The following is a 12276-nucleotide window of genomic DNA, read 5'->3' on the forward strand; positions in this document are numbered from 1 at the left end:
ATAGCGCTGCTCTAACTCGTCCACACTCAAATGCTCGGCGATTTGAATTCGTTTGGGCATTGGTCGTATCAAGTGCTACCCCTTTATTATGGGCTTTTACCCGGATTTAATATTATACCCTTCGCCGCATTGTTCATGCGGTAAAGCAAACTGACGACTTCTGTACTGCATCCAAGCTGAATTTCCAGCAGTCGCAGCGTGTTGTCCAACTCTTCTAGGGCGCTAAAGCCGCGACGATTCGAGTTCTCAGAAATGGCGGCATGAAAGGCAGTGCGATCGTCCCAGTTGAACACCTTGACCGGAACCGTTTCCAGTTCCAAAATTCTCGCTGCCTTAAACCGCCGCAGTCCGGCTACAAGTTCGTAACCCGATCGCTGCGGATGTGGTCGCACCGAGGCGATCGAATGCCGTTCGGCTGAATGTCATTAAGCGCCCACTGCTGCAATTCTTCCGGGTCGTAGTAGTGGCGCACAGGTTTTCCGTCTGGAACAAAGCTGAAGGTGCAGGCAATTTCCTCTCAGGGCACGATCTGCTCTTTGGTTTCTTCTGCGGCTTGAGCAATCTTCTGGGTCGCCTGCCCAAAGACAAAGCTGAGTTCTTCGCTGCTGGCAATCGCATCTTTTCATCGTTTTGATCGATCGCGACACAATCTTTAACCAAAACGTTTTGGTTAAATTTAACAAGATGGATCGGGCGTTGGAGAGATAAAAGGCAGAGCGATCGCGGTTTTATTTAGACAATCAGTCAGCGACGAGTGAGCGTCAGCATCGCATAATTGGGGTTCAGTGTTGCCCTATTTCCATGCATCAGAAGCTTCTTCATCCAAACTGGGTCGTTGCCTGGGGAAGTGCAGCCCGATCGCCCTCCGCAACCTGGGCAACTCCTGGTTTTGCCGTGATCGGAGTGCAGCCCACTTTCAGCCCCAGTCAGCGATTTGTTCTGGTGGGTGACTGCTGCTTCGATCGCACCATCCTGCTTCAAAAGCAACCTGATGCGGCTGAACTGAGTGACTTGGCGATCGTTGCTCAGCTTTGGGAGCAGTGGGAGACTGAAACGCTGAACTTGATTGAAGGACAGTTTGCCCTTGCCGTATGGGATCAAGAGCGCCAAGTGCTTTGCTTAGGACGCGATCGCGTGGGAGCCAAAACGCTCTACTACACCACAGCGGGAACAACGCGATGGATTGCGCCTCGGTTGCGATCGCTCAATTCGTATCACGCTCACGACCTCGACCCGATCGCCCTGCGCGACTACTTGTGCTGTGCCTTTGTGCCCGGAGCGCAGACGCTTTGGCAAGGTGTGCGAGAGTTGCGTCCCGGCAGCTATTTGCGTCCACTCGATGCTCAACCGCAGCGCTACTGGCAACCGCAAGAGCAAATCGCTCACACCGATCGCTCGATCGATTGGCACGCCGGACGAGTGCGATCGCTGCTCGAAGAACGAGTGCAGCAGGCGCTTCCAGTGGGTGAATCGGTTGGCGCGTTTCTCTCTGGGGGAATTGATTCAAGCTGTGTGACGGCGATCGCGGCTCGACTGCACGATCGTCCGGTTCACACTTTTTCGATTCACTTTGGCGATCGCTATCCCAGTGAAATTGAATTTGCGAATTGGGTTGCTGCTCACTGCCGCACGTCGCACCACATCCTCGAAGTTTCGCCGCGACAAATCTGGCAACTGCTGCCGGAAACTTTAGCGGCAATGGATGATCCGGTGGGCGAAGGTTTGACGGTTCCAAATTTGCTGCTGGCGCGATCGGCCAAACAGTTTGTCAACCTGGTTCTCAATGGCGAAGGCGGCGATCCCTGCTTTGCGGGTCCTAAAAATAAACCGATGCTGCTGAACAGTTTGTACGGTTCCGCAGGGGAAGATGCGATCGCGGCTTACCTCACTTCTTTTCAAAAATGTTTTGTGGATCTACCGCGCCTGCTGAAGCCGGAAGTTTGGAGTGCAATCAAAGATCAACCGTTTGTTTTTACTCCCGAACTTGAAAAAAGAGAGACAACGTTTCTGAACAAACTGATGCTGCTGAACATCGAGTTTAAGGGAGCTGATTACATTTTGACGAAGGTGAATAATCTCACCGCTGCGGCTGAATTGAAAGCGCGATCGCCCCTATTCGATCCGCGCATGGTCGAATTGAGCCTGCAAATTCCGCCAGAATACAAGCTGTCGGGCGCACAGGAAAAAGCAGTCCTCAAAGCGGCTGTCGCCGATGTGCTGCCGGATGTGATTATTAACCGTCCAAAAAGCGGCATGGTGATGTCGATGCAGCAGTGGTTTTTGACACACTGGCAGCGGCAGGCACGATCGCTGCTGCTCAATCGAAATGCGGCGATCGCGCCCTATCTCAATCAATCTTTGATCCGCGACTGGCTCAACTATCGCGGCGAAGTTTTCCCCCGCTATGGCCTGAAGCTGTGGCTGCTGGTGACGCTGGAAACTTGGCTTCAGGTGAATCGCCGCTAGCAGTGACTTGATCGAAAATGAGCAGGTTTAGCCAATTTGAACTAAAGGCGATCGTCTCCGCTAAGATATACTCAAAACTTCAGAACATTAAGGATGATCCAGCTTTTTCTGCCTGAACTAAAACCGGGAACTGTTTTACAACTGTGCTGCTCCTACCGCGATTATGAGCGCATGGTTGTCCAGCGAGGAAATAGCAGCATTCCTCGCTTCAAGTATCGGAATGGAGCGCTTTTGATTATGGTTCCACTATCGGAGCACGGCAAGAATGCGGATGTCGTACCAGATATCATCAAGACCTTGCTGGATCACCAAAATCAAATTTACGATTCATTCACTCCCATTACGTTGACTTTGCCAGAAACCAGCGGAATTGAGCCGGATCATTGCTTTTACATTACAAATTGGGAAGCCGTTCAAGGAAAAAACGTATCAATTGGCAAACTGATCCACCACCCGATCTTGTAGTAGAAGTTGATGTTACCAGCTTCAGCGCGGTCGAAGACTACATTCCCTACAAAGTGCCCGAAGTCTGGATGCTCAAAGAGAAACTGTATATCTACAGCTTTGCAGATGGACAATATTTTGAAAGTATTCAGAGCCGCTATTTCCCCGAATATAACCTTCAAAAACTTGTGGCAGAAACGCTGCAAACGGCCTACGAACAAAATACGAGCATGGCGATTCGGCGTTTGCGCTCTTTGTTGCAATAGTTAAGAAAAATCTGGCGATCGAAATTTTGCTTTTCACCGAATATGCTTCAGCCGAAGCTATCTGACACAAATACATAGCCACCCCCGTAGGCCGCACCATCATCGACTAGAATCAAACCGTCATTGCTCTGTGGATCGGTTTGGGCAAGGCCATAGTTGACGACGCGCAGCAATCGCTGAGGTGTAAACGACTCTAGTTCGACACAATTACCTGCTTCTAACCACGCAATTTCTTGAGCCGTTAAACTTTGGCGGACTGCATCCGGCAGTTGACGGGCGGCTTGTGCCATTGCTTCGGATTTTTGTACAAACAAATTGCGATTTGCCAAGATTTGTCTGGGTGAAACGCCCAAATCTAAAATTGTGACAGCTTGATTGGCGAACCATTCAGAACTCGATCGCAACTGATAAATTAAACTTACTCCGATCGCACTCGCATCATGCAGCGCATATACCTTTAAATCAGGATTGCGCCTGAGCATTTCGATTACCGTATTGAAGATATTTTGTGGATAGCCACCGATGCTTAAAATTGCGCAGTTGTTTTCAAAATGAACGTTATTGGCAATGAGAAATTGGGCGATCGCGTCGCTGTCGCAAACAATGGCGCGATCGAAACTATAAGCGCTCACTTCGGGATCAATGCTAGCAGGCAAAGCAGCTTGAACCGGAGCAGGCAGCAGTTTTTCAACTTCGCCATTCACCGACTGCCAGCGCTGTAACCACACCGCACTCATCGCGGCAGTAACGATGAACTCCTCGCCAATTTTCTGCTGACGATGCCTCTGAAAATAACCCAGCCACACCGAAAGTATTGCTAAGATCGCAGACATAATATAGCCTGCAAAAATACCGTTTACCGTACTTATAAAAATGCCAACTACTGCAATCAAAATTCCCAAAACCTGAAGATTGATGGCATTTGCTCTTCTACTGCGGCTGCTCTGTTGAGATGATTCACTACCTGAAAAAAATGTCAAGATCCACAGAAGATTGAAGATTGAGAAGAGGACAAGTAGCGCAACCGGGGAGCCTCCTGTGATAGCCCCAAAGAAGAAAAATCCCCAAACCGTTAAGAAGAAATAGACAAGAATCCAAGCTAAGCCTGATGAATTTTTCGCTTTTAGCCGTCGATCGATAAAATACAAAAACTGTTTCGGCGTGAAAAATAGTATATTCTGACTGGAAATGTCGTCGATCGCTTTCTTGAAAAACGGATCGGTGAATGCAAATTTTTTATCGGTAACAGTCGCGGGTTCAAAGGCAAATGGATGATTACACTGTTTGCAGTGACCATTGTTGCGGGTGCGATCGGCCAAAAGATTATCGGCTCCACACTGAATACATCTCATTCCCATTGCTGTCACCTCATTAGAAAACTTGACCGTTTAACAAGATTGAATAGTCTTCGCGCTGTCGAATCAATCGATGTTGATTGCCTTTAATTAATATTTCAGCCGGACGCGGACGATGCAGAAAATGGGACGACATCGCATAGCCGTAAGCACCGCAATCTAAAATTGCAATTTCATCTCCAATTTCAAGTTTGGGAAGCCAACAGTTTCGCCCTAAATAATCTCGCGAATAGGTTGTATTTCCACAAATGTCAGTTGAATTTAACGTTCCAGTTGCCCAAGTCGCGATCGATCGATAGCCGCCATGCACAGCGGGAACTGAAAGATTTGCAACCGTCGTATCCACACCAACAATTTGCCGATCGTCTTGCCATTTGACTGAAACCACTTTTGCAATCAAAGTGCCGCAGCCTGCGATCGCTGCACGTCCGGGTTCAATCAGCAGTTCGATACCGTTCCGGGACGCCACGATCGATCGGGGCAAAGTCGCCAGCTTTTGAGCGATCGCCGCGCCAAATTCCGGCCAGTCGAACGCCGCGCCGGATCGATAGGGATAACCGAAGCCGCCGCCAAAGTCGAGCGATCGCCAGTCGGGAAGCTGCTGGGCGATCGTGATGACGCGATCGATCGACTGGGTAAATGCGCGGGTGGCGTTCGTTCCCGTGCCTCGGTAGAAGTGCAGTCCGGTGACAGCGAAGTTGTGCTGCTGAGCGATCGCATGGGCAGCGGCAAATTCAGCGGGGCGAATTCCGATGCGGCTGTCTCCGGTGAGGTCGGGATCGTTGAGGCGGAGGCCGAGTTTGGGCTGGTGGACTCGATCGACTGCACAGTCGCAAAACGCTTGCAGTTGTGAGAGGCTGTCGAAATTGAAGCGATCGATTCCCCAGTCGATTAGCTGCTCGATGTCGGCGCGGCTGAGGTTGCTGCCGCTGTAGACGATGCGAGGAGGTGAAAATCCTGCTTTCAAGCCGAGAAACACATCGCCCGGAGTGTTGGCATGTAGTCCCCAGCCTGCTTGCTCAACGATTTGCAAAAGGGCGATATTGCCGTTGGTGACGCTGGCGAAATGAAATTGCGTATCGGGATGGGAAATCGATCGCCCAATCTGGTCAAGCGTTTGACGCAGGCGATCGCCATCGTAAACATACAGCGGCGACCCGTAAGCCGTCAGCAATTCTTGCGCGACAGTTTGAGAGAAGGGCGGCGAAATCACTTCAGCATCGCTCATGGCAGGCTCCGTTGATATCTCCAAATCTGCTGTCCGATCGCAGGCGGAAGCCAAAAGACCGAATCGATCGATCGCCTCACCGGAATTTCGCCTAGCACCTCGGTTCGCCATGCCTGCCACATGATCAGCAGCCACAGGTTATTGCCAATGTAGCGATCGCGCATCGCCACGCCAAGTCGTCCAGATAACATTGCCTCAGCTAAATGCGGTTGCCAGCGATTTTCCGATCGCAGCACGTTGGGATTGAGCCACTGCCCAATTGAATGCCACAGTTCGTGGTAATACCAAACCTTGAGCGGAACACCCATGCCGCGCTTTTCGCGCCAAACAATTTCCGGCGGCAGCCAGCGATCGGCAGCTTTTTTGAGAATATATTTTTCGCAAGCGCCCCGCAGCATCAGTTCTCCCGGCAGTTGAAACGTCCAAGCCGTCAGGTCGAAATCGCAAAAGGGCGATCGCACCCACAACCCATTCGCAAATGCCAGCGCAGTTGCTCGCGGCTGAATATTCTGTGCGCCTTTGAGCATCAGTGAAGCGCGGCGCAGTCTTGCCAGCAGGGAGGGGCAAACGGTGGGATCGATCGCCTCTTTCAGGTAAACGCTCAGGTCGTGCGATCGAATTTGGGCGAATAGTTCTGACGAAAAAATTTGCGCCTCATAGCTAAAAAAGCGCTGAAACGTCCGCAAATACTGCTGTTCAAACGATTCCGCTGCGGCAGGATGAGCGGCACTGTATACGCCATCTGCAATCAGCGGCTTGTTCGTCCATCCGGCAAAAAGCTGATCGCCATTCTCGCCATTGAACACAACCCGTACATCCTGCGCCGCTGCCTGCTTAAGCAAGAATAGCGGAGCCGTCGTGCCATCGCCATAGGGTAAATCGATCGCCCTTGCCGTTGCCCGAATCGCCTGCCGGATGGATTTGCCCGTTGCCCCCACGCGAATCAGCGGAATCTTCAGCCAGTCCGCCACCTGCTGAGCATAAGGCAGTTCGGAATATCCCTCGACACCAAAATCAAGCGCATAGGCTCGCACCTTCAATCCCGCTTCGACTAGCAGAGCCGTGATGAGCGAAGAATCAATCCCGCCCGAAAGCAAAACGCCAACAGGCTCATCGATCGCCAAATCTGCCACCTGTCGTTCGATCGCCTGCCTAAGAAGCATTTGGAGTTGGGCGATCGCTTCATCCTCATGCCGCAGCAGCTTCGGAGCTTCGTGCCAAGCGAAATTCAGCAGTTCCACTTGCGGCTCTGCATCCGCCCGCCGCCAAACCATTTCCGTTCCCGCACTCACGGAGGCGATTTGCTCGATCGGCGTCAAGGGCGTGGGCACGTAGGAAAAACAGGCGTAGCTGTGCAGAGCGATCGCGCTTACCTTGGGGGCAGCAATCAGCGGCAGCAGCAGTTGCCAACGAGTCGAAAACCAAATCGTTTGATTCAACCGCAGCCAGTACAGCGGCACTCGTCCAAACGGATCGCGCCCTAAGTGTAACCGTCCCGCTTCCACGATCGCCCAAGCATCTCCCGGCAGTTCGCTAGACTGGACGCGACCACAGGCCGTGAGCGTGACGCGATCGCAGGTGAGCGGTAAAGCAGACGCGATTGCCCAGCGATCGCCCTGCCGGATTGAGTAATCTGGCGCGAATTGCCGCAGCATTTCAGTGCAATTTTCCTGACCCCAATAGCCGAGAAAATGAGCAGGTTTACCAATTTCGCCCATCTACTGCACCGTAAATGACTCATTGCTGAGGACACGCCCATCGATCGACATTCGCACTTCCCAATTTCCCGGAGGGGCAGCAGAGCCAATGTTGTAGAAGCAGTAGGTGTCCCAAATTGGGGTATCGATCGATCGCGTTTGATACCGCCCCTGGTGCACCGTTTGGCCGCTCGGATCGATCCAGTCACACTGTAAGGAAAGCTGGCGATCGATTGGCGCATTCTCCAGCGTCACACGATAGAAAACACGGGGATCACTTTGGCGGTTGACAGTCGTAATACTGTCGCCGCTCGTCTCAGATAAAGCAATTCGGTCTTGCCCTGCTCTCACTTCAGCCGTTTGCTGCTGCCGAGTTTGCCCAAACAGAACGCCCGCGCCGATCGCGCCGATCGCAACTGCTGCTGTGGCAAGCATTAACAGGCGGTTGCGTCGCTGCTGTTTTTCCAAGGCTTCGCGGCGGCGCAACTGAGCGATCGCGTCTTCTAAAAGCTCATCTGGCAAATTCAACTCGCGCAAAATTTCGCTCACCTGCTGCGGCGTTAATTCTGATTCGCGCCGCTGCGATAGCTGCTCAATTTCAGCAATCACAGCGGCAAGTTGAGCTTGAGTTAAACGAGATTCCATAGTGCTTGACCGCGATCGAGTCTACAGCGCTTTACTTTTTAAGATACATCGCTCAATTTTCTTTTACTGACACAAGTGCGATCGCAACTGCTCCTAGTTCCACCTTAACGGTCATTGAACAACGATCGATCGCCGTCATTTTTCACTTGAGCGGCTTTGAGCGCTTGGGTTTCAAAGAAAGCCGCTTCTGCTAACAATTCGTCTGCCCGCTGCACATAGCGATCGAAACTGTTAGTCGATCGGCGAGAAATACGGCACACTGGCTTGGCGATCGCTACCCATGTCGAGCTTGGTTCAAGACTATGAAAGCCGCTTGATTTTGGCAGGTTATTCTGCTGACTTTCCGGCTAGCAATCCGGGTCGAAGCGCAGGGGTTCACATGGGATGCAGCATTTTAGGAGAAGTGGAAGGCAGTCTGATTCATGATTGCGATATGACGGGCGGTTCGTCTGGAGGCCCAATTCTTGCTTTCATTGATGATGAGTTTCGGATTGTGGCGCTCAATGCTGCTGAGCTAGTTGAAGAAGGAACGATCGATGGCGATCGAGTTCGTGCCGGAATTGTGAATTACGGAATCAAGATTTCTGAAATTACCAGCGCGATCGCCCAAAGGTAAATTGCTGAGTTTGGTTCGTCGCTTCGATCGATTCAATCCTTTAACCAATCTAAGTTTTTCACTGCATTGGTGGAACTGGTTGAAAAATAGGAGCGATCGCCCCTACCCAATCTCCTTCACAACCCAACACAGCAATGCGTCCTACTTTTCGATCGATCGCGACAGTGGCTCTGCTCTCCTTGGCTGTCCCGTTTCTCCCCACGATCGTTTCTTCGCCGCCTGCTCTTGCTCAGACGGTTAGCGATCGCAAGGCAGAAGCCGATCGACTCTTTCAACAAGGCATTCAGCAGCATCGAGTTAGTCAGTTTCGTGAAGCACTACAGTCGTGGGAGCAAGCGCTAAGCATTTATCGAGAGATCGGCAATCGCCAAGGCGAAGGCAATGCTTTACTTAGCTTGGGCATTGCTTATTTCAGCTTAGGGCAGTATCAACAGGCAATCGACCTCTATGAGCAGCAGTTGATCATTGTGCGAGACATGGGCGATCGGCAAAACGAAGGTAATGCGTTGAACAATCTGGGACTTGCTTACCAAAGCTTGGGACAGTATCAACGGGCAATCGACCTCTATGAGCAGCGGTTAGTGATCGCACGAGAGATTGGCGATCGGCCAGGAGAAGGCATAGCGTTGAGCAATTTAGGTGTTGCTTATGCCACCTTAAAGCAATATCAACGAGCGATCGATTTTTATCAGCAATCCTTGAGCATTACTCAGGACACTGGCAACCGAGCCTTAGAAGGTGTCACCTTAAGCAATATTGGTAGGCTGTTAGCACTTCAGGATCAGCCGGAGTTGGCGATCGTCTTCCTCAAGCAATCGGTGAATGTGCGCGAATCGATTCGGGGAGAGTTGCGCGGCGCAGAACGGGAATTGCAGCAGTCCTACACCGACACGATCGCAGACGATTACCGCCGCCTTGCCGATTTGCTGTTGCAGCAAGACCGCATTCTGGAGGCACAGCGCATCCTCGATTTGCTCAAAGTGCAAGAGCTAGAGGACTATCTGCAAGACATGCAGCGCAGCGGACGCACCGAGACGGGCATCGAGCTAGCCGCACCTGAAGCGCAGATTCGCGATCGACAGCAGGCGATCACCAATCGGGCGATCGCGATCGGGCAAGAACTCGCCCAACTGCGGCAGATTGATTCGCAGCAGCGATCGAGCCAACAGACAGCGCGAATTGCTCAACTGGAAGCAATGCAAACGGAAGTCGTCGCGGAGTTTGAAGCCTTCATCTACAGCGACGAAGTGCAGGCACTGGTCGCTCAGCTTAGCCGCGAAACTCGTCAGCAAGACTTGGTGGCCGAGCTAGACGACCTGATTGTTTTGCAAGACAATCTGGCAAAGCTGGAGCAAAACGCCGTGCTGATCTATCCGCTGATTCTCGAAGATCGGCTGGAACTGGTGCTGGTGACGCCCAACTCGCCACCGACCCGCTATCCGGTGAACGTCGATCGCGCCCAGCTCAACGAAACGATCGTAGCGTTTCGATCGGCACTGCAAGACCCGCGCAGCAATCCGCAGCCGATCGCCCAGCAGCTTTACGAGTGGCTGATTGCGCCAATGGCTCAGGACTTGGCCGCGATCGATGCCCAGACGATTCTCTACGCGCCCGATGGCGTGTTGCGCTACATTCCCCTCGCTGCCCTGCACGACGGTAATCAGTGGCTCGCCCAAAACTTCCGCATCAACAACATCACAGCGGCCAGCCTCAGCGACCTCAACTTGCAGCCCGTCCAACAGCCTGAAATTCTCGCCGCTGCCTTTGAGCAAGGTTCGTTCTCCTTTCAAGTTGGCGAAAGAGACTTTAATTTTGCGGGGTTGCCCTTTGCCGGAGAGGAAGTTGAAAATCTAGCCGCAACCTTTCCGGGCACTCGCGAATATGTCGATACGGCCTTCACGCCGGATGCGATCGTGCCGATTATGGACGACTATTCGATCGTGCATCTGGCAACTCATGCCGCCTTTGTGCAGGGTGCGCCCAGCGACTCGTTTATTCTGTTTGGCAATGGCGATCGCATCACGCTCGAAGAAATCAAAACTTGGCGCGGACGCTTCCGGCAGGTTGACCTGATTGTGTTGAGCGCCTGTGAAACCGGAGTGGGCGAAAGTTTGGGCAACGGAGAGGAAATTTTGGGCTTTGGCTACCTGATGCAGCAAGCCGGAGCGCGGGCAGCGATCGCGTCGCTGTGGACAGTGAGCGATGGTGGCACTCAGGTTTTGATGAACGCTTTTTACGCTGCCCTCGAAAACGGCCACACCAAAGCGGAAGCCCTCCAGCTTGCCCAGCAAGCCTTGATCACCGGAGATTTTTCAGCGGTAGGAGCGCCAAGAGGCAACGGAACAGTGGTCGCACGAGATACTCGCACAGGCTTGTCGCCCGACGTGAGCAACAATCTAAGTCATCCCTACTACTGGGCACCATTCATCTTAATCGGCAACGGCCTGTAAAAGTTATGGCGAGTGCCAAGCTAGATAAGACTGTGGACGGACAGCGAAGCTAATCCGTACCCGATCGCGTAGTTGTCCTCACCTGCTTGGCGACTGCCACATCAGTCATCCATCTGCCATTCAAGCACCCACAAAGTTGCCGAAGGTTTGCCTAGAGGCAAGTCGAAAGGTTCCCGTTGGCAGGCTGATGAAACTGGTGGTGCGAACAGCAGTTTCTTATGTACAAACTCAATTTCTTATGTAGAGGAAGATAATCTGGATTGCAAGTTCCTTCAAGCTTCTTTTACATAAGACTAATGCTGTGTACGTAAGAATGATTTGATACTTGAACCCGCCCTGATTATGGCTCGATCGCCTTGAACTGCTTGCCAACGTAACGACTTTTAAGCTTCCCTTCAGTTCGCCAGTAGATAGACCAATAGGGGCCATGCGATCGACCATTTTCTCCTTCACACTTGCAGCCCGTCTTACCACAGCGGACACGCTCAAGCTGGTAAAGTCGATCGCCCTGCTGCCCGACCTCGATGACCTCTCAACCTCTTGCCTTTACCCGCTCTGAACCTGATGCAGGGGGCTGTCGCTCCAACTCCTCAATTACAACTGCAAGTTCAGCTTGAAATCGAAACTAAGACGTTTCGTCATTGTCTTGGCTCAGAAATTGAAGGCTACGACGAGGGTGCAAATCATATCGAGAAGAAAAGAAATTATTGGATTTCTGGTGCAAGAAGTTATGATTTTTAGACACGCGAAGAATCGCTACAAAATCAAAAAGCGTACATAATCTAGAGCAACGTACATAAGACACCTTTTCTGATGTACAACATGGCTTGCACATCAGAAATTTCAGCGAAGTGTAGGGCGCGATCGCTCGTCAGCGAAGCTTTTGCAGTCGCTTTGGGCTGGCTCATGGCCTGGATCGCAAGTTTAGTCGCTTAATTGTGTTGACAGGTAGAGCTTTGGTTTCTGGCCGCAATGCGATCGGTTAAAGTCAAGAATTTTGTGCCGCTTGTCGTGCATCTGAACGGCTAAGGCGAGAGCGAATACTGCATCGATTGCACACATCAACCACGATAGGAAAAATCACTTGGTCAATCTGCAATGACAGCATG

The 12276-nt window shown here is 51.8% G+C and carries 13 protein-coding genes and 1 pseudogene; 7 read left to right on the plus strand and 7 right to left on the minus strand.

All coding sequences use genetic code 11. The features are described 5' to 3' along the window. Window positions 1-86 precede the first annotated feature (86 nt). On the minus strand, window positions 87-392 hold the full coding sequence (locus H6F67_RS27475) for a ParB N-terminal domain-containing protein (protein WP_313927145.1): 306 nt from the start codon (window positions 390-392) through the stop codon (window positions 87-89). Window positions 393-801: 409 nt separating this feature from the next. On the opposite strand from H6F67_RS27475, the gene H6F67_RS26845 reads away from it, so the two are divergent. The 3 genes from H6F67_RS26845 to H6F67_RS28425 all read left to right on the plus strand — a co-directional run bounded on the left by H6F67_RS26845 (window position 802) and on the right by H6F67_RS28425 (window position 3176). Further along, window positions 802-2466, plus strand: a complete 1665-nt coding sequence (locus H6F67_RS26845; RefSeq protein WP_190769720.1) for an asparagine synthetase B — start codon at window positions 802-804, stop codon at window positions 2464-2466. A 93-nt stretch (window positions 2467-2559) separates the two neighbouring features. Then, window positions 2560-2931: a Uma2 family endonuclease gene (locus tag H6F67_RS28420; RefSeq protein ID WP_313927146.1), complete on the plus strand. Its 372-nt coding sequence runs from the start codon at window positions 2560-2562 to the stop codon at window positions 2929-2931. Window positions 2932-2984: 53 nt separating this feature from the next. After that, window positions 2985-3176 carry a hypothetical protein gene (locus H6F67_RS28425; protein WP_313927148.1) on the plus strand — a complete coding sequence of 64 codons (192 nt, stop codon included), beginning with the start codon at window positions 2985-2987 and terminating at the stop codon, window positions 3174-3176. A gap of 47 nt (window positions 3177-3223) precedes the next feature. Here H6F67_RS28425 and H6F67_RS26855 read toward each other — a convergent pair whose 3' ends face one another. The 5 genes from H6F67_RS26855 to H6F67_RS26875 form a co-directional block, all read right to left on the minus strand. Continuing rightward, a complete protein-coding gene (locus H6F67_RS26855; RefSeq protein WP_190769721.1) occupies window positions 3224-4534 on the minus strand; it encodes a hypothetical protein in 1311 nt (436 codons plus the stop codon). 13 nt (window positions 4535-4547) lie between these two features. Next, the gene (locus H6F67_RS26860) at window positions 4548-5759 is read right to left on the minus strand and encodes a decarboxylase (protein WP_190769722.1); all 1212 of its coding nucleotides are present in this window, start codon (window positions 5757-5759) and stop codon (window positions 4548-4550) included. After that, entirely contained in the window at window positions 5756-7477 is a 1722-nt protein-coding gene (locus H6F67_RS26865; RefSeq protein WP_190769723.1) for an asparagine synthetase B, read from the minus strand. The genes H6F67_RS26860 and H6F67_RS26865 overlap by 4 nt, the downstream gene beginning before the upstream one ends. Then, window positions 7478-8101, minus strand: a complete 624-nt coding sequence (locus H6F67_RS26870; RefSeq protein WP_190769724.1) for a DUF3859 domain-containing protein — start codon at window positions 8099-8101, stop codon at window positions 7478-7480. It abuts the gene before it with no gap. A gap of 104 nt (window positions 8102-8205) precedes the next feature. Beyond that, window positions 8206-8361: a hypothetical protein gene (locus tag H6F67_RS26875; protein ID WP_190769725.1), complete on the minus strand. Its 156-nt coding sequence runs from the start codon at window positions 8359-8361 to the stop codon at window positions 8206-8208. A gap of 20 nt (window positions 8362-8381) precedes the next feature. Between H6F67_RS26875 and H6F67_RS26880 the strand changes: the two genes are divergently transcribed. Together H6F67_RS26880 and H6F67_RS26885 are read left to right on the plus strand one after the other, a co-directional pair. Further along, window positions 8382-8717 (plus strand): serine protease, encoded by a 336-nt coding sequence (locus tag H6F67_RS26880; RefSeq protein WP_190769726.1) that lies wholly within the window; start codon window positions 8382-8384, stop codon window positions 8715-8717. A 134-nt stretch (window positions 8718-8851) separates the two neighbouring features. Next, window positions 8852-11167, plus strand: coding sequence for a CHAT domain-containing protein (locus H6F67_RS26885; protein WP_190769727.1), 2316 nt, complete (start codon window positions 8852-8854; stop codon window positions 11165-11167). A 340-nt stretch (window positions 11168-11507) separates the two neighbouring features. Here the strand turns inward: H6F67_RS26885 and H6F67_RS28580 are convergent. Continuing rightward, window positions 11508-11591: pseudogene (locus H6F67_RS28580) on the minus strand (hypothetical protein); the annotation flags it as partial. Between the two features lie 3 nt (window positions 11592-11594). Here H6F67_RS28580 and H6F67_RS28285 point away from each other — a divergent pair. Together H6F67_RS28285 and H6F67_RS26890 are read left to right on the plus strand one after the other, a co-directional pair. Then, window positions 11595-11726: a hypothetical protein gene (locus tag H6F67_RS28285; protein WP_277874635.1), complete on the plus strand. Its 132-nt coding sequence runs from the start codon at window positions 11595-11597 to the stop codon at window positions 11724-11726. Continuing rightward, window positions 11708-11908 carry a hypothetical protein gene (locus H6F67_RS26890; RefSeq protein WP_190769728.1) on the plus strand — a complete coding sequence of 67 codons (201 nt, stop codon included), beginning with the start codon at window positions 11708-11710 and terminating at the stop codon, window positions 11906-11908. Before H6F67_RS28285 ends, H6F67_RS26890 begins: the two co-directional genes overlap by 19 nt. Window positions 11909-12276: the final 368 nt, after the last annotated feature.

The sequence above is a fragment of the Microcoleus sp. FACHB-1515 genome, from assembly GCF_014696105.1.
In the GTDB taxonomy this organism is placed as follows: domain Bacteria; phylum Cyanobacteriota; class Cyanobacteriia; order Elainellales; family Elainellaceae; genus JAAUTJ01.

Bases quoted from the DNA above. Each gene is read 5' to 3' on its own strand.
- H6F67_RS26845 (WP_190769720.1), top strand. From the start codon at position 802: ATGCATCAGAAGCTTCTTCATCCAAACTGGGTCGTTGCCTGGGGAAGT.
- H6F67_RS28420 (WP_313927146.1), top strand. From the start codon at position 2,560: ATGATCCAGCTTTTTCTGCCTGAACTAAAACCGGGAACTGTTTTACAA.
- H6F67_RS26855 (WP_190769721.1), bottom strand. From the start codon at position 4,534: ATGGGAATGAGATGTATTCAGTGTGGAGCCGATAATCTTTTGGCCGAT.
- H6F67_RS26860 (WP_190769722.1), bottom strand. From the start codon at position 5,759: ATGAGCGATGCTGAAGTGATTTCGCCGCCCTTCTCTCAAACTGTCGCG.
- H6F67_RS26865 (WP_190769723.1), bottom strand. From the start codon at position 7,477: ATGGGCGAAATTGGTAAACCTGCTCATTTTCTCGGCTATTGGGGTCAG.
- H6F67_RS26870 (WP_190769724.1), bottom strand. From the start codon at position 8,101: ATGGAATCTCGTTTAACTCAAGCTCAACTTGCCGCTGTGATTGCTGAA.
- H6F67_RS26880 (WP_190769726.1), top strand. From the start codon at position 8,382: ATGTCGAGCTTGGTTCAAGACTATGAAAGCCGCTTGATTTTGGCAGGT.
- H6F67_RS26885 (WP_190769727.1), top strand. From the start codon at position 8,852: ATGCGTCCTACTTTTCGATCGATCGCGACAGTGGCTCTGCTCTCCTTG.
- H6F67_RS28285 (WP_277874635.1), top strand. From the start codon at position 11,595: ATGCGATCGACCATTTTCTCCTTCACACTTGCAGCCCGTCTTACCACA.